Consider the following 24,019-nt stretch of genomic DNA (forward strand, 5'->3'; position numbering starts at 1 on the left):
TATGCAACCTGGCGACTGCTCGCCGTGCGGTGAGTGCAGTGGCTTTGTCGGCCGTATGTTGGTGGATGCCATCGGAAGTCCAGGTCAAACGCCGAGTGGGTCGAGGGCGCGGTGCCCGCACCGCTCGCGGGACACGCCGTGGACCCGTCCCCGGGGCGCGGTGGCGGCATCCATGCCGCCACACGGTCCCGCAATCGGCGAGGCCACCGCACCAGACAGGTTGCCAGCTGTCTTATTGAAAGCCATGCGCACCGACCCTCTCCACTGGCCCTTGCCCGCCCACCGTCGCGGGACCTTACGCGGCATGGATGCCGCGTAAGAGCTTACAAGGACGTACTTGCAGCGTGTCCCGCGATGGTGGGCGGGCAAGGGCCCTGCAGCCAGGCCGCAGTGCGGTGACTGACGTGATGTAGTCTTCTTAGCCGCTCAAGAAGCCGACCGCATCGGTGCCTCGGTCCGTACCACCACATCTAGTGCATCGTGGCGCCAGGATTCGATGTCCAGTTCCACCGCGCGGCCGTCTTCGGCGAAGCTGATCCGCTGCAGCCGGAAGCAGGGTGTGCCGGTGGTGGACTGCAGCAACAGGGCTTGCGCGGCGTCCAGCCCGGCCGGATGCATCGACAATTGCGCGCGGCTCAGGAACAGCCCGAGTTTCTGGTTGAACACGCTCGACAGCGAGCCGGCCAGGTCATGCTCCAGCAGGCCCGGCGCCCAGGCGGCCAGCACCACGTTGGTTTCCAGCAGTACCGCGCGGCGGTCGATCCAGCGCCGGCGCTGCAGCACGAAGACCTCCTCGTACGGCGTCTCCAGCCGTAGCGCCGCGGCGTAGGCAGCGCCCGCCGCCTGGCGGGTGGCACGCAACAGCTCGGTGCGCGGTTTGCGCCCTTGCGCCGCCACGTACTGCATGAAACCGGCGATGCTGGTGGGGTCGTAGCGCACGCGCGGTGCGCTGACGAACCAGCCGCGCCGGTTCTCGCGGTAGATGCGTCCCTGCGCTTCCAGTTGCTGCAAGGCCTCACGCAAGGTGATGCGGGTGCAGCCGAACCGTTCGGCAAGTGCGCGCTCCACTGGCAGGCGCTGATCCGGGCCCCATTCGCCGGCGGCGATCTGCGCGGAGACGATTTCGGTGATGGCGTGCTGGCGCGGTGCGCTCATGCGGCGATTCGCCGATGGTGGCTGCGGTGCCTGTGCGAGGCAGTCGGGTGTGAGAGGTACATGCGGCGATGGTAAAGAAGAACGCGCCCGCAAACCGCAGGTGGCTCAGGCAACGCCTGCCGGGTTCTGCTGCTGTTGGGCTTTCCAGCTACGCCATCCATACACCGCAAGCCCCACGAAACCGGCATAGAGCAGGGCGGTGGGATACAGCCCCTTGCTGACGAACACGCTCACGTAGATGCAATCGAGCACGATCCACAGGACCCAGTGGGCGATGCGTTTGCGCGCGGCCCACACGCTGGCGACCAGGCTGAAGCTGGCCAACGCTGCGTCCAGCCACGGCAGCGTGGCATCGGTGCGGTGATGCATGTAGGCGCCGAGCGCGGCAGCGAACAGGGCACCAACGCATAGTGAGAACCACAGCTCCGCCCGCGGCATCGGCAGCGGGCGAATCCGCGTTTCTGCAGCGGCACCGCGTTGCCAGTGCCACCATCCGTAGAGCTGGGTCAGCACGTAGACCCCTTGCAGCAGCATGTCCGAATACAGCTTCCACTGATAGAACAGCCATGCATACAGCGCCACCGCCACGATGCCGACCGGCCAGCACCAGCGAATGCGCCGCGCGGTCAGCCAGACGCCGAGCAGGTTGATGACGACGGCGATGGATTCGAGCAACGACATGCAATGCCTGATGGAAAGTTGACAGCGGTGGGAGAGGTGCAGTCCGTGCAAAACAGCGGTGCGGTCGAAGTGGATGCTGCGCGGTGCCCCGAATCTGCGCGCAATGCAGGCGCGGCAGCGCCCTCAGCGCTGACCCCTGCTTCCCTTCAGCCAGTGCCTGAAACACGCACAGGCACAGGGGCCTTCGCCTCGCTATCCTTCCCCCGCCTGCGGGGGAAGCTGCCCGAAGGGCGGATGGGGGCAGCAGACCTCAAAAATCCACCTGCACCGTCAGGCGCGCCGTCCGCGGCGCGCCCGGGAACAGATACGCATCGCCCTGATATTCGCCCGCATCGCGCCAGTAGCGTTTGTCGAACACGTTGTCCACGTTCAAGCGCCAGGTGGTCGCCACCCCACCCAGCGCAGTGGCATAACGCGCGCCCAGGTTGGCCACGGTGTAGGCCGGGACGCTGGCATTGCCGAGCCGGTCGGCGAACTTGCGCCCGCTGTATTGCACGCCTGCCAGCAGCGCCAGGCCATCGATGCCGGGCACGCTGTAGTCGGCCTGCAGGCTGGCGCGCAGCTTGGGCACGTTGATGGCCTGGTGGCCTTCGTACTCGGCGATCCCGGTGTCTTCGGCGCGCGCGCGGATCGCCGCGACGCTGGCGAAGATGCGCAGCTGCGCGGTGGCCGCGCCATCGGCCGACACCTCCAGGCCGCGGTTGTGCAGACGGCCCTGTTGCACATAGCGCAGGCCACCATCGGCCTGCGGCTGGGTGAACTGGTAGGCCTGGCGGATGTCGAACAGCGCCGCACCCAGGCGCAGGCCGTCGAGATCGAATTTTGCGCCGGTCTCCAGCTGGTACGCATTGGTCGGCGGCAGGATCTCATCGGCGTTGTCGGCAAACCACGGGGCGGTGCCGCCGGCGGCCAGGCTCTTGGCGTAGCTGGCGTACAGCGACACCTGCTGCTGCGGCTTGAACAGCAGCGCGGCCTGCGGCAGCAGCGTGTCCTTGCGCGTGCGGCGCTCCAGGACGCCATCGCGATCGAAGCTGCGCTCGTCCAGGCGCACATACCGCGCGCCCAGCGACAGCTCCCATTGCGAACCCAGCCCGATCCGGTCGGCGACCACCAGGGCGCGTTGGCGGCTATCCAGACGGCGTTGCTTCGGGTCCAGGGCGACGTCGGTTTGTGTAAACACCTCCGGGTCGCGGTCGATGCTACCGCTGCCGACGAATTCGTTGACCGAACCGAAACGATCGATGGTGCGGCGTAGCCAGTCGCCGCCGATGCTCAGGCGGTGATCCAGCGCGCCGGTAAGTACATGGCCCTCCAGCGTGGCGCGCAGTTGATCGTGTACACGTGTGTCGTCGGGGTTGCGGTAGTCGTAGACGTCGTACTCGCCTTGCGCGCTGAAAAAGTTCGGTGTGGCGATATCGGCGCAACTGGCCGCGCCGTAACAGCCCCAGGCGAACGCGGAGAAATCGTTGATCACCGAGCGGCTGCGCGCCGCCTCGACAGTGGCGCGCCAGTCGTCGTTGAACTGGTAGGCATACCGCAGCTGCGCATTGAGCGCATCCATCTCCACCGGCCGCGACCACGGCTGGTAGCCGAGCAGGCGATGCACATCGATGGCGCGCGGCACCTGGGTGCCACCGAGCAATTGGTAGCCGGGCACCGAGCGTTGCTGCCGATGCTGATACTCCACATCCAGCTGCAGCAGCGACTGCGGGGTGAGCTTCCAGTCGCCGGCTAGCGAGAGGAAATTGCGGTAGCCGTCGGCGTGGTCGACATAGCTGTCGATGTCTTCGCGTGCGGCATTGACGCGCAGGCCCAGGCTGCGCTCGGCGCCGAACCAGTCGCCCAGGTCGGCGGCGACATAGCGCGAGCCTTGTTCGTCGGTGCCCAGGGTCACGCTGCGCACGTGTTCGGGCCGCTTGGTGCGGTAGTCGATCAGCCCGGCCGGTTCGTTGACACCCGATTGCAGGCCGGCCAGACCCTTGAGGAGTTGCACCTGCTGCTTGTTTTCCAGCGCGATGGATTGCTCGCCCACCGCGCTCAGGCCGTTGATGCGGTAGCTGTTGGCGGCGTTGAGCGAATAGCCGCGCACGACGAAATTTTCGTAATAGCCGATCGGTGCATAAGCCTCGCCGGTAGAGGCATCGGCGCGCAATACCTCGCTGAGCACGCGTGCCTGACGGTCGAGCAATTGCTGGCGATCGATCACCGCGATCGAGGCCGGCGCATCCAGCAGCCGCGTGGCGCCGAAGCCGGTCAATGCCGTGCTGGCGTCGGCGCGTTCGCCACGCACGTTGACCGCATCCAGCTCGACTGCCTCGGCACCGGGTTGTTGCTGTGCGAGTGCAGGCGTGGCGACGCATAGCGCAAGTGCAAGTGCAAGCGCAAGCGGGCGGCGGTGGGGCAGGGGGGCGGACACGTGCATGCGCAGGGCTCGAAAAGAAGAAGGAAAACCGCTCATGGCAACCGGCGCGCACGCGCGTGCAGGTGGTCGAGCAGACGCTGGCCATCGGCGCTGGCAAACCAGTCCGCATGACCGAGCAGATAACGGTGATAGGCGATATCGGCGTTGTCGGCCGAGCGGGTGATGCCGGCGAAGTAGTCGATCTCGCTCAGGGCGAAGTCGGCATGCACGATCGGCAGCAGGGCGGCCAGCTGCCGCAGCTGCGCGGCGTCCAGCGCGCAGTGCCGGGTGTAGCCGTCCAGCAAGGCGTCGAGTTGCTCCAGCTGCGGCTGCGCACGCTGCCCCGCATCCAGGTTCAACCATGGAATCAGATTGCGTTCGATCGCCGTGGCCAGGTCGAACATCGCAAAGCTGCGGTCGCACAGGCCGAAGTCGAATACCGCGCTGACCTCGATGTCGCCATCGTCGTGCGTGCGCCACAGCAGGTTGGAGGCATGCCAGTCGCCGTGCGTCCACAGCGGCGGCAGGGCGCCGGGCGCCGACAACACCGGCCATGCCCGTGCGTGCCAGGGCAGCAGGTGGTCGGTCAGGTCGCGGCGCCAGGGCCGCTCCTGAAAGTCGGCGGCCAGGCCGGGACGCGACAGCAATGCCTGTTCCACCGCCCGGATCGGGTCGGCCTGCGCGAACAGGGCGAAGTTGGCCACCAGGACGCTGCTTCGGCGCGGCGGCGCATCGAATCCCTTAGCTGCCAGATGCAGGCGTGCCAGCGCGGCGCCTGCGGCCAACGCATGCGCGGTGCTGGTAAAGGGCGTCCACGACAAGGCGTCCCGATACAGGTCCTGGCCGAGGCCTGCGCGCTGTACTTCATAGACCCAGTGCGCATCGGCCAGGGCGGTGTGGCCCGCGGCATCGTGCAGCACCTCGACCACCGGTGCGCCAGCCCAGCGCAGATGCGCCATGAAGCCGTGTTCTTCGCGCACCGCAGCGACACTGCGCACGCTGCGGTGATGCCGCTTGACGATGAGCGCGCCGCTGGCGGTGTCCACGCCGGCGGCGGCGGAAAACGGGCGAGCGCTATGCCAGCGAATCAGTTCGCCACCGACAGGAGCGGAGAAGTGCTGCAGCACGCGACGGATTTCGTCGGCGGTCAACACCGGCCAGTCCGGCAACGTCAATTCCAGGCTCATGCCGTGCACCTGATGCGAGGTGCTCATGCGCCCGGCTCCGCCAATGGTGAGCGGGTCAGTGGTATAGACCAGCCAATCGATGCCGAAGGAGCGGACCCGGCGCGTGCGCCAGCAACGACACAGACGGCGCTGCCAGGCCGTCGTTGCGGCGCGCGCGCCATCAGGCGGTTGCGCTGCAGGGAAATGAAAAGGCAGCGCAACACCGAAAGGTCGCTGGCCGTCATCTCGATACTGAATGTGGGAATGCGCCGTGGGCGGCGCCTGCGCAAAACCGCTGGGCGGCTCCGGGCGCGCAGTATGCCTGCTGCTGCTGCCAGCCGCCATGTCGGCGCTGGCGGACGCACGATGGCGTTGCGCTGCCCCGGCACCGGATAATGGCCGGATGAGTCCTGTCCAGATCGCCGCCGTCGTCGTCACCTATCAGAGCAGCAGCACCATCGATGCATGCCTGTCGCGGCTGCGCATGGCCGAGGGCATCAGCGAGATCCGGGTGGTCGACAACGCCTCCAGCGACGACACCCTGGAGGTCGTGCAGCGGCATGCGTTGGCCGATGCGCGGCTGCACTTCATCGCCAATCCGGACAATCCGGGCTTTGCGACCGCCTGCAATCAGGGCGCGCGCGACTCGCAGGCGCCCTGGCTGGTCTTCATCAACCCGGACCTGATGGTCGAACGCGACACATTGGCGCAGCTGTGCGCACGCGCGGCCGGGCTCGCGGCGGTGCTGTTGGGCGTGGAGCAAGTGGACGAGCACGGGCAGCCGGATGCCGCCGTGCGCCGTCGCGATCCGGATTTTGCCGCGATGCTGCGCGCACCGCGTGCTGCCGCCCAGCTGGCGGTGCCGGCCGATCCGTCTGCGCCCCTGCAGGTGGTGGACGCCATCTCCGGTGCCTTGATGCTGATGCAACGCAGCCTGTTCGACCGGATCGACGGCTGGGATGGCGCCTACCGCCTGCATGCCGAAGACCTGGACCTGTGCCGGCGTGCGCGTCAGGCCGGCGCGCTGGTGGCGGTGGCCAACGATCTGCAGGTCGTACATGTGCGCGGCGTGTCCAGTCGGTCGCGGCCGTTCTTTGTCGAATGGCATAAACACCGTGGCCTGTGGCGCTATTTCCGCAAGTTCGAGGCCGGCCAGCGCGGGCTGGTCATCCGGCTTGGCGTCTGGTTGGCGATCTGGACCCATGCCGCCGCCCAGGTGCCGAGATTGATGCGGAAGAGATGAGTCCTCCTGCGTTAAATTTGTGATAAAGCGGTGATGGGTGTCAGAATGTAACTGTGATACGTTTCGCATCGAAGTGTGATCGATCACTAGCTTCCTGTCCCTTCCGGGTCCCCCATCAGGAATCGTGCAAATGTCCTTACAGAACGACCCGCAATTGCGGGCGCGTCAGCCGTGCGCCGTCGCGCTGCAGTCCGGCCCGGTTGTCCCGCCCACTTTTCTTGCTTCCATCACTCGCCGCTTGCCGGTGGCCGCGCTGTCGGCGCTCGCGCTGGGCTGCCTGATGGCTGCGTTGCCGGACACGGCCGTGGCAGGCGCCTGGACCCAGCCGCAGGGCGACACCCTGGTGATCGTCAAGGCGCTGCATAGCGATGGCACCGGCTGGTTCGACGATGCCCATCACCGTGGCGATTTCGGCAACAACGGACGCAGCCGCCAAGACCAGCTCAACGTGTATGTCGAGCATGGTCTGAGCGATGCGCTGAGCGTGATCGGCAATTTCTATTTCACCGAAGTCGGTTTCAACAACGACGAACCGGTGAACGGTATGCCCGGGCGGGCACGCCGCAGCACGACCGGCTTTGCCGATCAGGAAATCGGCCTGCGCTACGCACTGCCAAGCGCCGCCGACGACGTCTGGCGCAGTTCGGTGCAGGCCCTGGTCAGCATCCCGGCCTATGGTCGTAGCAAGACCTATCACCCGAACAATCCTGGACGCGACCCGGCGCTCGGTCTCGGCGACTATGGCCTGGAGCTGCGTTACAGCCGCGGACGTGGTTACACGCTTGGCGGGCGCAACGGCTATGTCGATCTGGGTGGCGCGGTGCGCCTGCGCGGCAGTGCGGCCTCCGACGAACTGCGGGTGGATGCGTCCAGCGGTCTGAGCCTGACCCCGAGCTGGTTGCTGCTCGGCGAAGTCAACGTGATCCAGGGGCTGGGTAACGGGCGTAACGACGCGTTTGTCGTCGGCTCGACACCTGGCGATTCCGGCTTCGTCGCCACCGGCACCAATTACGACCTCACCAAGCTGCAGCTGTCCACGCTGTACACCGCGCCGGGTGGCAGCCAGTGGCAGGTGGGGTATCAGCAGCCAGTGATGGGCCGTAACACCGGCGCCGCAGGCGGGCCATTCGTGGCTGCCTGGTGGCGGTTCTAAGGACGCCACGACAATGACGGTCACCTGCGAAATGGAAGCGCTGGGACGGGCACCGGACATCGGCCGCGAACGCGGTCTGTTGGGTCGGGCGCTGGTCACGGCAGGCGTCATCACCGACGAACAGCTGCGCTCGGCGCTGGCGTTGCAGCAACGCTGGAACTCGCGTCTGGGCGATGTGATCCTGGCCCAGCGCGGCGTACCGGCACAGCGGTTCTACGCCATCGTCGCCGCGCACTTCGGCCTTGAGTTCATCGATCTGGTGCAGCAGCCGCCGGATCCGGAACTGCTCACCCCCGGCGATCTGGAAAGTTACGCGCAGCGTCTGTTGCTGCCGTGGCGTCGCGAAGACGGCGTGCTGGTGCTGGCCGTGGCCGATCCCGACCCGGCGGTGTTCGCCTGGGCGCGTGCGCACTACGGCGAAGACGTGCGGTTTGTCGGCACCGCCAAGTTCGACATCATCTGGAGCCTGCAGCGCTACGCCGACGAGCAGCTCACCGACAACGCGCTGAACCTGCTCGCCTCGCATACGCCGACCTATTCGGCACGCCAGGTGGTGACGCGCGGACAGAAGTTCACGCTGTGGGCGATCGCCGCGGTGCTGGTGATCGCGATGGTGCTGTTCCCGGTGCCGGCCTTGATCACCGTCAACGTGCTGGTGGCGCTGGGCTTTCTGGCGACCTTCGGACTGAAGCTGTTGCTGGTGTGGTTCGGCTCGCGCCACCGCATCGACATCAAGGTCACCGAGGACGAAGTGGCCGCGCTGCGCGATGACGACCTGCCGGTCTATACCGTACTGGTGCCGATGTACAAGGAGCCGGAAGTCCTGCCGATCCTGGCCAACGCGCTGCGCAAGCTGGATTACCCGATCAGCAAGCTCGACGTGAAGCTGGTGCTGGAAGCGGACGATTTCGACACCATCGAGGCCGCCAAGAAGCTCGGCCTGGAAGCGTTCTTCGAAATCATCCGGGTGCCGCCGTCGCAGCCCAAGACCAAGCCCAAGGCCTGCAACTACGCGCTGCATTTTGCACGCGGCGAATTGCTCACCATCTACGACGCCGAAGACAAGCCCGAGCCGGATCAGCTCAAGCGCGTGGTGGCGGCGTTCCGCAAGGCCGAAAAGGATGTGGTGTGCATCCAGGCGCGGTTGAACTACTACAACGCCGACGAAAACTGGCTGACGCGGATGTTCACGCTGGAGTACACGCTCTGGTTCGACTTCTACCTGCCGGCGCTGGAATACCTGCGCATCCCGATTCCGTTGGGCGGCACCTCCAACCATTTCCGTCTGGATGTGTTGCGCCAGGTGCGCGCGTGGGACCCGTACAACGTCACCGAAGACGCCGACCTGGGCGTGCGGCTGATCCAGAACGGCTACCGCGTCAACGTGGTCAATTCCACCACGTTCGAAGAAGCCAACGTCAGCATTCCCAACTGGATCCGGCAGCGCTCGCGCTGGCTCAAGGGCTATATGCAGACCTGGCTGGTGCACATGCGCGATCCGGTGCATCTGTATCGCAGCACCGGGTTCAAGGGCTTCTGGGGCTTTCAGTTCTTCATCGGCGGCGGTTTCTTCACCGCGTTGGGCGTGCCGGTGCTGTGGGCGCTGTATGTGGTCTGGGCAGTGACAGGGACAAGCGCGTTCGAGCGTTTCTTCCCGCCGTGGCTGGCCACCATTTCGCTGGTCAATCTGTTGTTGGCCAATGCGTTCTTCATCTACATCACGCTGGTGGCTGCGTTCAAACGCGACTACTTCAAGCTGGCGCCCTACGCGCTGACGGTGCCGTTCTATTGGGCGCTGCAGTCGATCGCCGCTTACAAGGGCCTCTGGCAGCTGATCCACAATCCGTTCTATTGGGAGAAGACCACTCATGGCATCAGCAAGCATTCGGAAAACGAGCGCCGCGCCGCACTCGAAGAGTGAGTCGGCGGTTTCGCGTCGTCACAGCGGGCTGCCGGCGTTTCTGGTTGCCGTGGTGGCCCTGTCGCTGCTGAGCCAGCCGTTGCTGCTGCAGTCGGTCGGCTTCGCCGTACCGGCAATCGCACCAGCAGCCGGCTTGCCGGCAACCGGCCTATTGTCGTGGGCGATCAATCTGGGGCTGGACAGCTGGAATCTGCCATTCCAGGTCTGGCCGTTCCTGGCGGTCGCCGCCAACGCGCTGTTCCTGTCGCTGCTGTGGCGCGATCTGGCCGGCGTGTTCGGACGCGGCTGGGCCAGTGGATTGACGGTGCTGGTGGGCTGCAACCCGCTGTTCCTGCTGCCGATCGCCGCAGGCGGAAGCCAGGCGGTGGGCCTGTTGGCGTTCTACGGCTTGTGCCGTACCTTGCGCCGCCTGCAGACGCCGGTGGAAGCCTTCACCTATCTGCGCATCGCAGGCTGGTTGTGCATCCTGTTGTGCCTGGATCTGCAGACCCTGGCGCTGTCGACGATGGTGGCGCCGTGGCTGCTGCTGGTGATGCCGCCGCAGATGCTGCGCAAGGCGCCGGGCTCGTTCTACCTGGTGTGCTATCTGCCATTCGCGTTTCTGGTCGGCATGTGGGCCTACGTCAATCTGACCGTGTTCAACGCACCGTGGCCGACGCTGTCCAGCATCGGGCAGGGAGCGCATCCGTTGCCGTTGCCGCTGGCCGAGCATGCGCAAGGCTGGTCGTCGGCCGTGCGTTGGGGCGTGGCGGCGGTGGTCTGCTTCCCGGTCCTGGCGTTGCTGGCCCGCAGCCGCAGCAGCGCGCTCACGCGCGGCGTGGTGGCCAGTGCCGGCACCGTGATCTGCGCGGCGGCGTTGTCGTTCGCCTTCGGCTGGGCGGGGTTCGACGCCCTGCTGCTGCTGTGGGTGCCGGCAGCGTTGCTGCTGCGCGCACTGCATGCCGATCAGCGCAGTCAGGCCGCCGGCCTGCTGCTGCTGGGCCTGATTGGTGCGGCCTGGGTACAGCCGCAGGGTTGGGGCAGCTGGATGCGTGCGGCGCCTGCCGATGCGCAATCCCTGCTGCAGGGCGATGCGGTGGTCATGACCGCGCCGGTGTCGTTGCCGACCAGTGGCACGGCGACGCCGGCAGCGGACGCTGTGCAGTTACAGCCCACCGCAGCGACTGCCGCGGACGTGGCCGCGCCAACGCAGGGCGCTGCCGGTGCCACCACGCCCGCTGAGGCTGCCACTGCTGCAATGGTGCAGCCGGGCAAGAACACTGCTGCCATCGGTGCAATGGACTGCGCGCGCACCACGACGGCGTCCACCAGCGAGGCATCCGCCGCATGTTCAAACGCGTTCTGAGCACCGCGTTGCTGGTCGGGGCGTGCATGCTGGCCAACGGCTGCAACGCGGATGCATCGACGTGGATGGGCGCCAACGTCAAGGTCTCGGCCAATGCGCCGTGGCAAAGCGAGGCGGCGGGGCAGTCGCTGGACGCGCTGGCCAAGACCGGTGCCAGCAAGGCGCTGCTGGTGGCGTTTGTGTGGCAGGACAACCCGCAGTCGAACGACCCGGTATTGGGCAGCGACAGCAGCGTGGAGGCCATGCGCGCCGCGTTGCGGCAGAGCCACCACGCCGGCCTGCAGGCCACGCTCAAGGTGCACGTGTGGATTCCCGGCCATTGGGCCGGCGACACCGCGCCCACCGACCAGGCAGCCTGGTTTGCCGCCTATCAGAACGCGTTGCTGCCGTTGGCCAGACTGGCCGAAGACGAGCACGCCGAAGCGCTGGTGATCGGCACCGAACTGCGCAAGCTGCAGGACGCGCCGCAGTGGCCCGGCCTGGTGGCGGAAGTGCGCAAGGTCTATCGCGGCAAGCTGCTGTACGTGGCCGACGGCATGGAGCACGCCGAGAGCTTCCGCTACTGGTCGTTGTTCGATGCGGTGGGCACCAGCCTGTATCCGCGTCTGTCCGAAGCGGCCGCAATGCGCACGGCCGAGATGAACGCCGCTGCGCAGCGCCTGCAGCAACTGGGCCAGCGCGTGGGCAAGCCGGTGTGGGTGGCGGAGCTGGGCCTGCGTTCTGCGCGCGGCAGTCTTGCCGCGCCTTGGGAGAGCCCGGAGCAACGCGCTGCCGCCGTCGACACCCGCCTGCAACTGCAGGTGTTGCAGCAGTGGCGCAAGGTGTTGCAGGCACACGGCGTGGAAGGCATCGCGCTGTGGTGCTGGTACACCGACCCCAAGGCCGGTGGCCCGGGCGACAGCGACTTCACCGTGCAGGGCAAACCGGCGCAGCAGGTGCTGGCGCGCTGAGCGATCGCGCTTGGCAAACTCCAAGAGCAACTGCCGAGCGCAATTGCTGGGGTGAATCGCCAAGGGAAATCGCCAAGCGCACTGTCGTTGTGCAGCGCGCCGCCTCCCGGGGCGTCGGAACGGTTTGCACGCAGCGCGACCGCCGCTGCGGGCATAATCCGGCAGCATGATCATCCATTCGCTGCTCGACACCGACCTGTACAAATTCACCATGATGCAGGCGGTGCTGCATCAGCATCCGGCCGCGCAGGTCGAGTACCGCTTCAAATGCCGCACGCCCGGCGTGGATCTGGCCCAGTTCATCGACGAGATCTCGCGCGAGATCGATGCGCTGTGCCGGCTGCGGCTGCACGAGGACGAGGTGGCCTATCTGCGTGGCCTGCGCTTCATCAAGCCGGATTTCGCCGACTTCCTGGCGCTGTTCCATATGGACCGCAAATACCTGCAGCTGTCGGCATCGACCACCCACCCGGGTGAGATCGAGCTGACCATCCGCGGCCCGTGGCTGCATACCATCCTGTTCGAAGTGCCGTTGCTGGCGATCGTCAACGAGGTGTGGTTCCGCAACACCTCCAAGCCGGATTACGAAGAAGGCCGCAGCCGCCTGCGCGAGAAGGTGAGCAGCCTGCGCAGCATGCCGGCCGGCTGCAAGATCGCCGACTACGGCACCCGGCGGCGCTATTCGCGGCACTGGCAGGGCGAGTTGCTGCCGTTGCTGCGCGATGGCCTGGGCGCGCAGTTCGTCGGCACCAGCAATGTGTACTTCGCCAAGCATTACGGCCTGACCCCGCTGGGCACGATGGCGCACGAGTACCTGCAGGCGTTCCAGGCACTGGGGCCGCGGTTGCGCGATTCGCAGGTGGCCGCGCTGGAGTCGTGGGCGCGCGAGTACCGCGGCGATCTGGGCATCGCCCTGTCCGATGTGGTCGGGCTGGACGCGTTCCTGCGCGACTTCGACCTGTATTTCTGCAAGCTGTTCGACGGCATGCGCCATGATTCGGGCGACCCGTTCGAATGGGGCGAGCGTGTCATCGCCCACCTGCAGGCACACCGCATCGACCCCGCGACCAAGGTGCTTGTGTTCAGCGATGGCCTCAACATCGACAAGGTGATGCGGCTGTACGCGCACTTCCACACGCGCTGCCGGCTGGCGTTCGGCGTAGGCACCAGCCTCACCAACGACCTGGGGCCGACACCGCTGCAGATCGTGATCAAGATGGTCCGCTGCAATGGGCAGCCGGTGGCCAAGCTCAGCGACTCGCCGGGCAAGAGCATGTGCGAGGACGCCGGTTACCTGCGCTATTTGCGCGATGTGTTCGGCCTGCCGCCGGTGCCGGAAGCGGTGGATCTCGCGCGGCAGTGACTGACGCGGCGCGGCGCATCGAGAAATCGTTGCCGCTCTCAGCAGACAGCAGCAACAGTGCGGTGCATCGCTCAATCGCAGGTGGAGCGGGCTCCGTGCGGGAATGGCAGACGCTGAAGCGCAATCGCGACGCCTGCATTGGCAGGCAGCCGCTCCGTTTGCGTTGAACAGGGTGATTGCAGATAAACGAACGGCGCCTGTCGGCGCCGCTCGCATCACACGCAGTGAATCTAGCGGCCTACGGGCGCACCTTGGTGGCGCAGACGAACACCGCTGCCTGTTGAATGCGGCTGATCGCTCCCTGGTTCTGCAACTCGCGCGCGTGCTCGTCCATGCAGGTCAGGTAGCCCAGACGGTTACCGGCGTTCTGCGTCTTGCACAGGCTGTTTTCGGCCGAGATGTTCGCGCCGGGAATCAGACCGCCGGTCTCCAGCGTCGGCACCAGCGTATTGCAGTTGCCCAACTTGGCCAGCCCGCGATTGAGCGTCCAGCCGATATCGGCAAACAGCGCCGGGGTCAGGTCGACGTTCAGATGCGCCTGCACTTCGGGCGTATCGAACGGTTCCATCAACGCGTTGGGCTGCAGGTCGGTATCGAAGTGCGAGAACGTCGAACCGCCGGCCACCACGCTTGGCGCGTACAGCCGCGTACGGCCCGCGGTGTCGGTGCCCTGCAACAGATCGGGGTCTTCGTACAACGCCGCGACCACTCCGGTGCCGCCCTTCAGTCGCGCGCCATCGGTCTGCGACACCATGATCGCCGGGATGGTGATGTCGGTGATCGGCGGTGCGGCATTGCCCATCGTCTGCACGCCGGCCGCGTTATTGGCCACGATCACGCCCACCGCACCATTGAGCTGCGCGTTCTTGACCTTGATCGCGAACGCGCAGGTGCCGCGGTCGATCAGCGCCACCTTGCCGGCCACCTCGGCCGCATTGACGAATGGCGTTTCGCAGCCATCGCTGGCCGATGCGGCCGCCACCCCGTCATCGACCGTCACGACCGCGCGCGCCGGGAAATTGGCCGCCGTGGCCAGCGGTCCGAAGCTGGCAAAGCCCACCTCGAACTTGCCCGCCGCGCTGGCCGGTGCGCTTACCTGCAACAAGGTGCGCGGATCCAGGATCAGCGCCGCCTCGCGGTTGACGCGCGTGCCGGCCCACACCGTACGGCCCGGCGTGCGCATCGCTTCGGCACGCAGCGCGTTGGTCATGGCCGGATCGTCGAAGCGCTTGTTCTGCACGTTGTCGAAGGCCTGCGCGGTGTAGACGTCGGTCAGGCCGCTGCCCGAGCCGAGCACGCCGGTGGTCTTGTTGAGGAAGCCCGCCGCGCCCAGGCCGTGGCCGATCTCATGCATCACCACGTTGAGGAAATTGATCTGGCCTTCGGGCGTCTTGCCGTCCAGACCCAGGTACCAGCCCGAGCCGGCCAGGCAGTCGGCCTTGCCCAGATCGCCGTTGAATTGCGAGAACACGTCGGCCGGATCGCTGGGATCGGGGACCAGATCCTGCCCGGCGATCGCATCGCCCAGCGCGGACGGATACAGCGTATTGGGCTTGGAACCGGGAAAGTCGTTGACGATCCAGTTCGGGCCGGCCTGGCCCAGCGTGCCGCCGGTGGCGGTACAGGTCAGCCGCGCGAACGAGGCATACACCTTGATCTCGACGTTGCTCTGCAGCACCGCGCCCCACAGGTCCATTGCGTACTGGTAGGCGATGCGACGCTGCTCGCCGACCGAGCGCCCCGGGTTGCCGCCCAATGGCGCAGCAGTGGTGGGGTCGTTCAAGCCGACGCTGGTGCCGGCATCGCCATTGATCAGCGTAACGTTGGCGGCGCTGGCATGCAGCGGCGCGATGGCGGCAGCCACGGCCAGGGACAACAGCAACAAGGGCTTATTCATGCGGCAGCGCTCCCTGCTCGGCGTGGGCGGGTTGTGTAGCGGCGTCGTCGGTGTGCTCGATGACGATGCGGCCATCGGCCTGGCGGGTCGCCATCAGCGAGCTCATCTGCGTGGCCGGCAACTTGCGCGCCACGGTGCCGTTGGGCAGGCGTCGCTCGGTCGCGCGTGCGGCAGATTCGGTCTGCGGCACCGCGGTGCCGGCAGCGCTGCTGCGGGCGGCCGACGCCGCCTGCTGATCCAGCGCTGCGCTCTCGGCGTCGGTCAGCGGGCGCAGCTTGCCGGTAACGGGATCGATACCGACCTTGGAACTGCTGCTTGCAGTCTCCTGCGCCACGGCCAAGGCCGGCAGGCAGACGACACACAACACACCGGACAGCATCCATCCGGGCTTCAGAAAGCTCATCATCGTTGGGGTTTCCTTGAGTCCAGCAGGGAAAAGGGACGCCGTGCAGACATCGGCATCGGGGGAATCCTTCCGTTTCGGTCTGTTTATGACTGAATCATGAATCCGTAACGTGTGTCAATCTTCTGACGGATAGGCCGCCGAGTGCGAAGCGAGGGCCTGAAGCAGTTGCCGGTGAACTTGCGTCGGGTAGTTTCGGGGAAGTACAGCGGCGGTCGGCACCGGGGTCGGCCAGTTTTTCAGCGCGAGCCAGCTGGGCCGGAAGCCTCCCTTCTCCCTGCGGGAGAAGGGGCCCGCAGGGGCGGATGAGGGTACGTGCGAAGTCTGGTGGGGTTTGAGCGCAGGGTTCGGGTACACCTGGCTTCGCTCCGTACCCTCACCCCAACCCCTCTCCCGAGGGGAGAGGGGCCTCATCCCGCGTCGGCCAAGGTGCGTACGGACATTTCCCCTCTCCCCTCGGGAGAAGTTGCCTGCAGGGGCGGATGAGGGTACGTGCGAAGTCTGGTGGGGTTTGAGCGCAGGGTTCGGGTACACCTGGCTTCGCTCCGTACCCTCACTCCAACCCCTCTCCCGAGGGGAGAGGGGCTTCATCCCGCGTCGGCCAAGGTGCGTACGGACATTTCCCTTCTCCCTTCGGGAGAAGGTGCCCCGCAGGGGCGGATGAGGGTCCGTGCGAAGTCTGGTGGAGGTTGAGTGCAGGACTCGGGTAGACCTACTGATAGACAGATACCCGAAACACGCAGTCAACCCACATCAAGCGCAGTCATCTCAGATCAAGATGCGAAACGCCAAGCAGCGCCACCTGACGCCCCAGCTACCAATCCCTGATCCCTAATCCTCGTTCCCGACTCCCAATTCCCAATTCCCAATTCCCAATTCCCAATCCCGAACCTCACCTACACCTACCGCACAGGTCCTAAAATCGCCGCAACGTTTCCCGGGAGCAGCTAGATGATTCGCGAGATTATCCGCATGGGCGACAAGCGTCTGCTGCGCGTGGCGCCACCGGTGAGCAACCTGGGCAGCGCCGAGCTGCGCGCGCTGGTGGCCGACATGTTCGAGACGATGGACGATGCGCACGGCGTCGGTCTGGCCGCACCGCAGATCGCGGTGGATCTGCAGCTGATGGTGTTCGGCTTCGAAGCCAGCGAACGCTATCCCGACGCGCCGGCGGTGCCGCGCACCGCGTTGGCGAATGCACAGATCGAACCGCTGTCGGAGGAGATGGAAAACGGCTGGGAAGGGTGTCTGTCCATTCCCGGCCTGCGCGCCGTCATTCCGCGCTATCGCTTCATTCGCTACCGCGGCGTTGCGCCGGACGGCAGCCCCATCGAGCGCGAGGCCGAAGGCTTCCACGCACGCGTGGTGCAGCACGAATACGACCATCTGGTCGGCCGTCTGTATCCCTCGCGGATCGAGAACTTCGACACCTTCGGCTTCGAAGACGTGCTGTCCTACGACCTGTAATCCATCGGGTGCCGCAGCTGCACCCGCATGTCACAAGGGCGCCTTGCGGCGCCCTTGTCGTGCTTACTTCAGCGCCTTGAAGCGCAGACGTTTGGGACCTGCGTCATCGCCCATGCGGCGGCGCTTGTCTTCTTCGTACTCGCGGTAGTTGCCCTGAAAGAACTCCACGTGCGAGTCGCCTTCGAACGACAGGATGTGCGTGGCGATGCGATCCAGGAACCAGCGATCATGCGAGATCACGAAGGTGTTGCCCGGGAATTCCAGCAACGCATCTTCCAGCGCACGCAGGGTCTCGATGTCCAGGTCGTTGGACGGTTCGTCGAGCAGCAGCACGTTGCCGCCCTGCAGCAGGGTCTTGGCCATGTGCAGACGGCCACGCTCACCACCGGACAGCGAGCCGACCATCTTCTGCTGGTCCTGGCCCTTGAAGTTGAAGCGGCCGATGTAGGCGCGCGACTGGATCTCCACGCCGTTGATGTTGAGGATGTCCAGGCCGCCCGCGATTTCCTGGAACACGTTGTGGTTGCCTTCCAGCTTGTCGCGGCTCTGGTCCACGTACGACAGCTGCACGGTCGGGCCGACCACGATCTCGCCGGAATCGGGCTTCTCCGCGCCGGTGATCATCTTGAACAGGGTCGACTTGCCGGCACCGTTGGGGCCGATGATGCCGACGATGGCGCCGGGCGGCACGATCATCGACAGATTGTCGATCAGCAGGCGGTCGCCGAACTTCTTGGAGACGTTCTTGAACTCCATCACCGCATTGCCCAGGCGCTCGCCCGGCGGGATGAAGATTTCATTGGTCTCGTTGCGGCGCTGGTAGTCCACCGACTGCAGTTCTTCCAGACGGGCCAGACGCGCCTTGCCCTTGGTACGGCCGCCCTTGGCATTCTGGCGCGACCATTCCAGTTCCTTCTGGATCGCCTTCTGACGCGACTTTTCCTGGTTGTCTTCCTGCTTGAGGCGCTCGTCCTTCTGGGTCAGCCAGTCGGTGTAGTTGCCCTTCCACGGAATGCCGCGGCCGCGATCCAGTTCCAGGATCCACTCGGCGGCGTTGTCGAGGAAGTAGCGATCATGCGTGACCGCCACCACGGTGCCGGTGTAGCGCGCCAGGAACTGCTCCAGCCATTCCACCGACTCGGCGTCCAGATGGTTGGTCGGTTCGTCGAGCAGCAGCATGTCCGGCTTCTGCAGCAGCAGGCGGCATAGCGCCACGCGGCGCTTTTCGCCACCGGACAGCTTGCCGACCACCGCGTCCCACGGCGGCAGACGCAGCGCATCGGCGGCCACGTCCAGCTGGTTTTCCAGGGTGTGCGCATCGCCGGCGGCCAGGATCGCTTCCAGGCGTTCCTGTTCCTTGGCCAGGGCGTCGAAATCGGCGCCTTCCTCGGCATAGGCCAGGTAGACCGCATCCAGCGCGGCCTGCGCCTGCAGCACGTCGCCCACGCCCTCCTCGACCGCCTCACGCACGCTGTGCTCGGGGTTGAGCTGCGGTTCCTGCGCCAGGTAGCCGACCTTGATGCCGGCCTGCGGACGGGCTTCGCCCTCGAAATCGGTATCCACGCCGGCCATGATCTTCAGCACCGTGGACTTGCCGGCGCCGTTCAGGCCCAGCAGGCCGATCTTGGCGCCCGGGAAAAAGCTCAGCGAGATGTCCTTGATGATCTGCCGCTTGGGCGGGACCACCTTGCTGACGCGGTTCATGGTGTAGATGTATTGCGACATGGGTGCTCCGTGGACGCAGGCAGCCCGCCGGCCGAGGCCGGAGGCAGCGGAAAAGGGATTGCGCCGATTATACGGGCAACCGGCTTGACCCGCGGCGGCGCGGCAGTAGCTAAACGGCAGCCTACCTTCCACCTGAATGGGCGTTTTCGTAATCGATTCCAGCAAGAATGCGTTAAGGCGGCCAGCGCCTTAATGAAATTGCGACATCGCAGACAGGAGCAATCCCATGAACCGCAAACGCATCGTGACTGTTGTGCTCTCCTCCATCTTGGCGCTGGGCTTCGCCGCACCGGCCGCATTTGCCGGGGACTGGGACCGCGACGACCGCCGTGGGCATGACCGCGATCATCGCGATCATCGCGACCATCACAACAACTGGCGCAACGATCGCCACGATGATCGCCGCGACTGGCGTGACGACCGCCGGGCCGACCGCCACGACTGGCGACAGGACCGCCGCTACTACGGCAATGGCTACCGGGAGGGCTATCGCGACGCGCGCTACCGGGATCGCGATTACGACCGTCGCGGCTACACCTACGTCCCGGCCCCGGCGTATTACGGCCGTCCGGCCTATGTGCGCGGTCACCGCTATCAGGGCCCGGTCTACGTGGTCAACGATTATGACCGCTACAACCTGCGCTATCCGCCGCGCGGCTATCGCTGGCAGCGCGACAACACCGGCAACTTCCTGCTGGTGGCTATTGCGACCGGTGTGATCGCCGATCTGGTGCTCAACAACTAGGCCTCAGCATTGGCCGGGCCCGGGTCGGCAAGCGGGTAGGGCATCCCACAAAGGCGCACTCCGGTGCGCCTTTGTCGTTCAAGGGCCGAGCGCGCCATGGCGCGCGCCAGCGTCGCAATTGGTCACCTGTCCACGTGGGGCTTACAATCTGCGCCCCTACTGGCAACAGCTGCCCCGGAGCTCTGCATGTTCTCGCGCGACGTCCGACTGGAAACCTACGACCCCGAACTGGCCAAGGCCATCGCTGCCGAAGCAGGCCGCCAGGAGGATCACGTCGAGCTGATCGCCAGCGAAAACTACTGCAGCCCGCTGGTGATGGAAGCCCAGGGCAGCCAGCTGACCAACAAGTACGCCGAAGGCTATCCGGGCAAGCGCTACTACGGTGGTTGCGAGTTCGTCGACATTGCCGAGCAGCTGGCGATCGAGCGCATCAAGCAGGTGTTCGGCGCCGATTATGCGAACGTGCAGCCGCATAGCGGCTCGCAGGCCAACCAGGCGGTGTATCTGGCGCTGCTGCAGCCGGGCGACACCATCCTGGGCATGAGCCTGGCCCACGGCGGTCACCTGACCCACGGCGCCAAGGTCAACGTCTCCGGCAAACTGTTCAACGCCGTGCAGTACGGCGTCGACGAGCAAGGCCTGATCGATTACGACGAGGTCCAGCGTCTGGCCACCGAGCACACGCCGAAGATGGTCGTGGCCGGGTTCTCGGCGTATTCGCAAAAGATCGACTGGGCGCGTTTCCGCGCCATCGCCGACAGCGTCGGTGCGTATCTGTTCGTGGACATGGCGCACGTGGCCGGCCTGGTCGCCGCCGGTGTGTATCCGAGCCCGCTGGAGCATGCGCACGTGGTCACCTCGACCACCCACAAGACCCTGCGCGGCCCGCGTGGTGGCATCATCGTGGCCAAGGGCGCGAGCGAAGAGCTGCAGAAGAAGCTGCAGTCGATCGTGTTCCCCGGCATCCAGGGCGGCCCGCTGATGCATGTCATCGCGGCCAAGGCGGTGGCCTTCAAGGAAGCGCTGGAACCGGCGTTCAAGGCCTACCAGCAGCAAGTGGTCAAGAACGCGCAGGCGATGGCCAACACGTTGATCGCGCGTGGCTACAAGATCGTGTCCGGCGGCACCGAAAATCATCTGATGCTGGTAGACATGATCGGCCGCGACGTCTCCGGCAAGGACGCCGAAGCTGCGCTCGGCAAGGCGCATATCACCGTCAACAAGAATGCAGTGCCCAACGACCCACGCTCGCCGTTCGTCACCTCCGGCCTGCGCCTGGGCACCCCGGCGATCACCACCCGCGGTTACCTGGAGCAGGACAGCATCGACCTGGCCAACTGGATCGCCGACGTGCTCGACGCCCCCAGCGACGAAGCGGTGCTGGCGAAGGTCCGCGACGCGGTGACTGCGCAGTGCAAGAAGTATCCGGTGTATGGCTGATACGGGAATGGGGAATAGGGAGACGAGAATGGTAAAAGCAACGCTGCGATAGTTCTGCTGTTCCGATTCCCTATTCCCCTCTCCCTATTCCCGGACGCCTGATGCACTGCCCCTTCTGCCAGCACAACGACACCCGCGTGATCGATTCGCGCGTGTCCGAAGACGGCACGACGATTCGTCGGCGTCGCGAGTGCGAGGCGTGCGGCGAGCGTTTCAGCACCCTGGAAACGATCGAACTCAAGCTGCCGACCGTGGTCAAGAGCGATGGCGGGCGCGAGGCGTTCGACGCGCGCAAGCTGCGCACCAGTTTCGACCGCGCGTTGCAGAAACGCCCGGTGTCCGAAGAACAGATCGAAGCGGCGGTGCGCGCGGTGGTGCATCAATTGCGCATGTCCGGCGAGCGCGAGGTCGGCTCGCTGCGGGTGGGCGAATACGTCATGGTCGAGCTGCGCAAGCTCGATCATGTGGGCTATGTGCGCTTCGCTTCGGTGTACCGCAGTTTTCAGGACGTTGCCGATTTCCGCGAGGAAATCGAAAAGCTCGAACGCGAGCTCCCGGTCGGCATCGAGCAATTGCCGTTGCTGGAAGCGGCCTTGGAACGTGCCGGCAAGCCCGGCAAGCGGTGAGCGCGATGCGCATCGCTTGCGTGGCCGACACGCCGGAGCTGTTGCCGGCCATCGCGCGGGCGCATCTGCAGGCTTTTGGCAGTCTGTTGCCGGACTGGAATTTCGATGAGGCATTGAGCGAGTTGCGCAGCCACACCCGCGACGGGGTGATCCCGACGACGTGGGTGGCGCTCGACCAGGCGCAGTGGCTCGGGTCGGTCAGCCTGCTGGAAAACGACGATGCGCGCATTTGGCAATGGTCGCCATGGCTGGCGTCGCTGTACGTGCATCGTCAGGCGCGCGGGCAGGGCATCGGCGGGGCGCTGGTGACGCACTGCGTCCAGGCCGCCGCGCGCATGGGCGTGCCGGCGTTGTATCTGTATTGCCAGCCCGCACTGGCGCCGTACTACCAGCGCCTGGGCTGGCACCCGCATGCCGACTTGTTGTTGGGGCCGATGCAGATTGTGGTGATGCAGATCGAACCGGTAGCGCAGTGAGCGCGACAGCCGACGACCACCGCTGGATGGCGCAGGCATTGCGTCTGGCCGAGCGCGGCGCCTACACCACCCGCCCCAATCCGATGGTTGGCTGCGTGATCGTGCGCGATGGCGTGTGCGTGGGCGAAGGCTTTCATCAACGTGCCGGCGGCCCGCATGCGGAAGTGTTCGCCCTGCGCGCGGCCGGCGCGCTGGCGCGCGGGTCCACCGCTTACGTCACGCTGGAGCCGTGTGCGCACTACGGACGCACGCCGCCCTGTGCCCTGGCCTTGATCGATGCCGGCGTGGCGCGTGTGGTCGCGGCGATGGCCGACCCGTTTCCGCAGGTCAACGGCGGCGGGTTTGCGTTGCTGCGCGAGGCCGGGATCGAGGTGCTCAGCGGCGTCCTGCAGGCACAGGCGCGCGCGCTCAACCAGGGGTTTCTGTCGCGGGTGGAGCGTGGGCGTCCGCGGGTGCGGGTCAAGCTCGGCGCCAGCCTGGATGGACGTACTGCGCTCGCCAGCGGTGAGTCCAAGTGGATCACCGGCGCCGATGCGCGCGCGGATGTGCAGCGCTGGCGTGCGCGTGCGGGTGCGATCCTGACCGGTGCAGGCACGGTCATGGCCGACGACCCATCCATGACGGTACGGCTGGGCGACGACACGCCGTTCGTGCCGCCGCTGCGCGTAGTGCTCGATGCCGGGTTGCGGACGTTGGCGTGCAGCAACATGCGTCAGGGCGATGCGCCGACGCTGTATCTGCATGGCGAGGATGTGGCAGCGCCGTCGCTGGACGATGCGCAATTCACTGCGATGCCGTTGCACGCCGGCCGTTTCGATCTGGCTGCGGTGTTGGCGTTGCTTGCCGAGCGCGGCATCAACGAGGTGCATGTGGAAGCCGGCGCAACGCTGAGCGGTGCGTTGCTGCAAGCCGGGCTGGTCGACGAATTGCTGGTCTACATGGCGCCGGTGCTGCTGGGCGATACCGCCAGGCCTCTGCTGGCCGGGCTAGGCATCGAGACGATGGCGCAGCAGTCTGCGTTGCAGCTGCTGGATGTGCGCCAGCTGGGGCAGGATCTGCGTCTGCGGTATGCGCCGGTCGTTGCCGGGTGAGCACTGCATGGCTCGCCCGATGCCGCGCGGCTGTGCTGTTGCGCGTATAAAAAAGGCCCCGCATGCGGGGCCTTTGTGCATCTGCGCCGCGCCGATCAGAAGCTCGCGCGCACGCCGACCTTGTACTGGTTGGCGTTGTCGACGAACTGCGCTTCGGCAACCAGGCCCCAGGTGCGGGTGAAGTTGACCTGACCACCCAGGGTGCCGACAAACTCGCCTTCGTCCACGTCGCTACCGTCGATGTAGCCGGCCTTGAGCCAGGCTTCGGTCCGCGGCGAGGGCTTGCCGCGCAGGCCCAGGTTGGCGAAGCCCAGGTTGCTCGAGTCGGACGCGTTGTCAATCGAACGGCCGCGCAGGCGCAGATCGGATTCGACCTTGGTGCGCAGCACGCTGATGTCGGCGGTGAACTCGACGCGCTCGGTCATTTCCTGGCGGTAGCCGATACCCGCCGTGGCCTGCTGCAGGGTGCCGTCGATCACGAAGCCGCTGCCGAGGTTGTAATCCTTGGTGGCACGCTCGTAGCTGGCCAGCAGGTAGACCGGCTGGGCAATCTGCCAGGAGCCGCGGATGTAGCCGCCGTCGATATCGTCCGACGCGTCGTTGACGTTGATTTCGGTACGGTTCCAGCCGCCTTCGACGTAGGAATAGCTCAGGCCTTCGGCCGATGCGGCAAACGGCGCGGCGGCCAGCAGGGCAGCCAGAATCAGGGTGTTACGCATTGGATGTCTCTCTCCGAATTGATGTCCGTGTCTCCGTCCCGTTGCGGGATGG

20 protein-coding genes are annotated in these 24,019 nt (G+C 66.0%); 12 read left to right on the plus strand and 8 right to left on the minus strand.

The genetic code is table 11. The annotated features are described in order from the left end of the window. Positions 1-426 precede the first annotated feature (426 nt). The 4 genes from XaplCFBP3123_RS13990 to XaplCFBP3123_RS14005 all read right to left on the minus strand — a co-directional run bounded on the left by XaplCFBP3123_RS13990 (position 427) and on the right by XaplCFBP3123_RS14005 (position 5,451). Positions 427-1,155, minus strand: a complete 729-nt coding sequence (locus tag XaplCFBP3123_RS13990; RefSeq protein WP_104534606.1) for a UTRA domain-containing protein — start codon at positions 1,153-1,155, stop codon at positions 427-429. A 105-nt stretch (positions 1,156-1,260) separates the two neighbouring features. Beyond that, positions 1,261-1,836, minus strand: coding sequence for a nicotinamide riboside transporter PnuC (pnuC, locus tag XaplCFBP3123_RS13995; protein WP_104534607.1), 576 nt, complete (start codon positions 1,834-1,836; stop codon positions 1,261-1,263). 250 nt (positions 1,837-2,086) lie between these two features. Continuing rightward, positions 2,087-4,258, minus strand: a complete 2,172-nt coding sequence (locus tag XaplCFBP3123_RS14000) for a TonB-dependent receptor (protein WP_104534608.1) — start codon at positions 4,256-4,258, stop codon at positions 2,087-2,089. Between the two features lie 32 nt (positions 4,259-4,290). After that, on the minus strand, positions 4,291-5,451 hold the full coding sequence (locus XaplCFBP3123_RS14005; RefSeq protein ID WP_104534609.1) for a phosphotransferase enzyme family protein: 1,161 nt from the start codon (positions 5,449-5,451) through the stop codon (positions 4,291-4,293). A 355-nt stretch (positions 5,452-5,806) separates the two neighbouring features. Between XaplCFBP3123_RS14005 and XaplCFBP3123_RS14010 the strand changes: the two genes are divergently transcribed. From XaplCFBP3123_RS14010 to pncB, 6 genes are all read left to right on the plus strand, one after another. Beyond that, positions 5,807-6,646: a glycosyltransferase family 2 protein gene (locus XaplCFBP3123_RS14010; protein ID WP_104534802.1), complete on the plus strand. Its 840-nt coding sequence runs from the start codon at positions 5,807-5,809 to the stop codon at positions 6,644-6,646. Between the two features lie 130 nt (positions 6,647-6,776). After that, positions 6,777-7,799 (plus strand): hypothetical protein, encoded by a 1,023-nt coding sequence (locus XaplCFBP3123_RS14015; RefSeq protein ID WP_172453273.1) that lies wholly within the window; start codon positions 6,777-6,779, stop codon positions 7,797-7,799. A 13-nt stretch (positions 7,800-7,812) separates the two neighbouring features. Then, complete coding sequence (locus tag XaplCFBP3123_RS14020) at positions 7,813-9,720, plus strand: glycosyltransferase family 2 protein (protein WP_104534610.1); 1,908 nt, start codon at positions 7,813-7,815, stop codon at positions 9,718-9,720. A 49-nt stretch (positions 9,721-9,769) separates the two neighbouring features. Beyond that, a complete protein-coding gene (locus tag XaplCFBP3123_RS14025) occupies positions 9,770-11,065 on the plus strand; it encodes a hypothetical protein (protein WP_172453289.1) in 1,296 nt (431 codons plus the stop codon). Next, on the plus strand, positions 11,047-12,015 hold the full coding sequence (locus XaplCFBP3123_RS14030; protein WP_104534612.1) for a glycoside hydrolase family 113: 969 nt from the start codon (positions 11,047-11,049) through the stop codon (positions 12,013-12,015). The genes XaplCFBP3123_RS14025 and XaplCFBP3123_RS14030 overlap by 19 nt, the downstream gene beginning before the upstream one ends. A 166-nt stretch (positions 12,016-12,181) precedes the next feature. Next, positions 12,182-13,378, plus strand: coding sequence for a nicotinate phosphoribosyltransferase (gene pncB, locus XaplCFBP3123_RS14035; RefSeq protein ID WP_104534613.1), 1,197 nt, complete (start codon positions 12,182-12,184; stop codon positions 13,376-13,378). Between the two features lie 238 nt (positions 13,379-13,616). Here pncB and XaplCFBP3123_RS14040 read toward each other — a convergent pair whose 3' ends face one another. Continuing rightward, positions 13,617-15,275, minus strand: a complete 1,659-nt coding sequence (locus tag XaplCFBP3123_RS14040) for a PA domain-containing protein (RefSeq protein WP_104534614.1) — start codon at positions 15,273-15,275, stop codon at positions 13,617-13,619. Continuing rightward, a complete protein-coding gene (locus XaplCFBP3123_RS14045) occupies positions 15,268-15,681 on the minus strand; it encodes a post-PEP-CTERM-1 domain-containing protein (protein ID WP_104534615.1) in 414 nt (137 codons plus the stop codon). The genes XaplCFBP3123_RS14040 and XaplCFBP3123_RS14045 overlap by 8 nt, the downstream gene beginning before the upstream one ends. 948 nt (positions 15,682-16,629) lie before the next feature. Here XaplCFBP3123_RS14045 and def point away from each other — a divergent pair. After that, on the plus strand, positions 16,630-17,145 hold the full coding sequence (def, locus tag XaplCFBP3123_RS14050; protein ID WP_104534616.1) for a peptide deformylase: 516 nt from the start codon (positions 16,630-16,632) through the stop codon (positions 17,143-17,145). A gap of 63 nt (positions 17,146-17,208) precedes the next feature. Here def and ettA read toward each other — a convergent pair whose 3' ends face one another. After that, entirely contained in the window at positions 17,209-18,870 is a 1,662-nt protein-coding gene (ettA, locus tag XaplCFBP3123_RS14055) for an energy-dependent translational throttle protein EttA (RefSeq protein WP_104534617.1), read from the minus strand. A gap of 226 nt (positions 18,871-19,096) precedes the next feature. Here ettA and XaplCFBP3123_RS14060 point away from each other — a divergent pair, with 226 nt between their 5' ends. From XaplCFBP3123_RS14060 to ribD, 5 genes are all read left to right on the plus strand, one after another. Next, positions 19,097-19,615 (plus strand): RcnB family protein, encoded by a 519-nt coding sequence (locus tag XaplCFBP3123_RS14060; RefSeq protein WP_104534618.1) that lies wholly within the window; start codon positions 19,097-19,099, stop codon positions 19,613-19,615. A 186-nt stretch (positions 19,616-19,801) separates the two neighbouring features. Beyond that, positions 19,802-21,055 carry a serine hydroxymethyltransferase gene (glyA, locus tag XaplCFBP3123_RS14065; RefSeq protein ID WP_104534619.1) on the plus strand — a complete coding sequence of 418 codons (1,254 nt, stop codon included), beginning with the start codon at positions 19,802-19,804 and terminating at the stop codon, positions 21,053-21,055. Positions 21,056-21,156: 101 nt separating this feature from the next. After that, positions 21,157-21,681, plus strand: coding sequence for a transcriptional regulator NrdR (gene nrdR, locus XaplCFBP3123_RS14070; RefSeq protein WP_006453216.1), 525 nt, complete (start codon positions 21,157-21,159; stop codon positions 21,679-21,681). Next, positions 21,678-22,157, plus strand: coding sequence for a GNAT family N-acetyltransferase (locus tag XaplCFBP3123_RS14075; RefSeq protein WP_172453274.1), 480 nt, complete (start codon positions 21,678-21,680; stop codon positions 22,155-22,157). The genes nrdR and XaplCFBP3123_RS14075 overlap by 4 nt, the downstream gene beginning before the upstream one ends. Then, entirely contained in the window at positions 22,154-23,248 is a 1,095-nt protein-coding gene (gene ribD / locus XaplCFBP3123_RS14080; RefSeq protein ID WP_104534620.1) for a bifunctional diaminohydroxyphosphoribosylaminopyrimidine deaminase/5-amino-6-(5-phosphoribosylamino)uracil reductase RibD, read from the plus strand. Before XaplCFBP3123_RS14075 ends, ribD begins: the two co-directional genes overlap by 4 nt. A 95-nt stretch (positions 23,249-23,343) precedes the next feature. Here ribD and XaplCFBP3123_RS14085 read toward each other — a convergent pair whose 3' ends face one another. Beyond that, positions 23,344-23,967 carry a hypothetical protein gene (locus XaplCFBP3123_RS14085; protein WP_104534621.1) on the minus strand — a complete coding sequence of 208 codons (624 nt, stop codon included), beginning with the start codon at positions 23,965-23,967 and terminating at the stop codon, positions 23,344-23,346. Positions 23,968-24,019 lie beyond the last annotated feature (52 nt).

Source organism: Xanthomonas arboricola pv. populi, from assembly GCF_002939945.1.
Classification (GTDB): Bacteria; Pseudomonadota; Gammaproteobacteria; order Xanthomonadales; family Xanthomonadaceae; genus Xanthomonas; species Xanthomonas arboricola_A.

Coding starts and splice junctions, on each gene's coding strand:
- XaplCFBP3123_RS14005 (WP_104534609.1), bottom strand. CDS start 5,451: ATGAGCACCTCGCATCAGGTGCACGGCATGAGCCTGGAATTGACGTTG.
- ettA (WP_104534617.1), bottom strand. CDS start 18,870: ATGTCGCAATACATCTACACCATGAACCGCGTCAGCAAGGTGGTCCCG.
- XaplCFBP3123_RS14020 (WP_104534610.1), top strand. CDS start 7,813: ATGACGGTCACCTGCGAAATGGAAGCGCTGGGACGGGCACCGGACATC.
- XaplCFBP3123_RS14000 (WP_104534608.1), bottom strand. CDS start 4,258: ATGCACGTGTCCGCCCCCCTGCCCCACCGCCGCCCGCTTGCGCTTGCA.
- XaplCFBP3123_RS14045 (WP_104534615.1), bottom strand. CDS start 15,681: ATGATGAGCTTTCTGAAGCCCGGATGGATGCTGTCCGGTGTGTTGTGT.
- pncB (WP_104534613.1), top strand. CDS start 12,182: ATGATCATCCATTCGCTGCTCGACACCGACCTGTACAAATTCACCATG.
- glyA (WP_104534619.1), top strand. CDS start 19,802: ATGTTCTCGCGCGACGTCCGACTGGAAACCTACGACCCCGAACTGGCC.
- XaplCFBP3123_RS14040 (WP_104534614.1), bottom strand. CDS start 15,275: ATGAATAAGCCCTTGTTGCTGTTGTCCCTGGCCGTGGCTGCCGCCATC.
- XaplCFBP3123_RS14085 (WP_104534621.1), bottom strand. CDS start 23,967: ATGCGTAACACCCTGATTCTGGCTGCCCTGCTGGCCGCCGCGCCGTTT.
- XaplCFBP3123_RS13990 (WP_104534606.1), bottom strand. CDS start 1,155: ATGAGCGCACCGCGCCAGCACGCCATCACCGAAATCGTCTCCGCGCAG.
- pnuC (WP_104534607.1), bottom strand. CDS start 1,836: ATGTCGTTGCTCGAATCCATCGCCGTCGTCATCAACCTGCTCGGCGTC.
- XaplCFBP3123_RS14060 (WP_104534618.1), top strand. CDS start 19,097: ATGAACCGCAAACGCATCGTGACTGTTGTGCTCTCCTCCATCTTGGCG.
- nrdR (WP_006453216.1), top strand. CDS start 21,157: ATGCACTGCCCCTTCTGCCAGCACAACGACACCCGCGTGATCGATTCG.
- XaplCFBP3123_RS14030 (WP_104534612.1), top strand. CDS start 11,047: ATGTTCAAACGCGTTCTGAGCACCGCGTTGCTGGTCGGGGCGTGCATG.
- XaplCFBP3123_RS14015 (WP_172453273.1), top strand. CDS start 6,777: ATGTCCTTACAGAACGACCCGCAATTGCGGGCGCGTCAGCCGTGCGCC.
- def (WP_104534616.1), top strand. CDS start 16,630: ATGATTCGCGAGATTATCCGCATGGGCGACAAGCGTCTGCTGCGCGTG.
- XaplCFBP3123_RS14010 (WP_104534802.1), top strand. CDS start 5,807: ATGAGTCCTGTCCAGATCGCCGCCGTCGTCGTCACCTATCAGAGCAGC.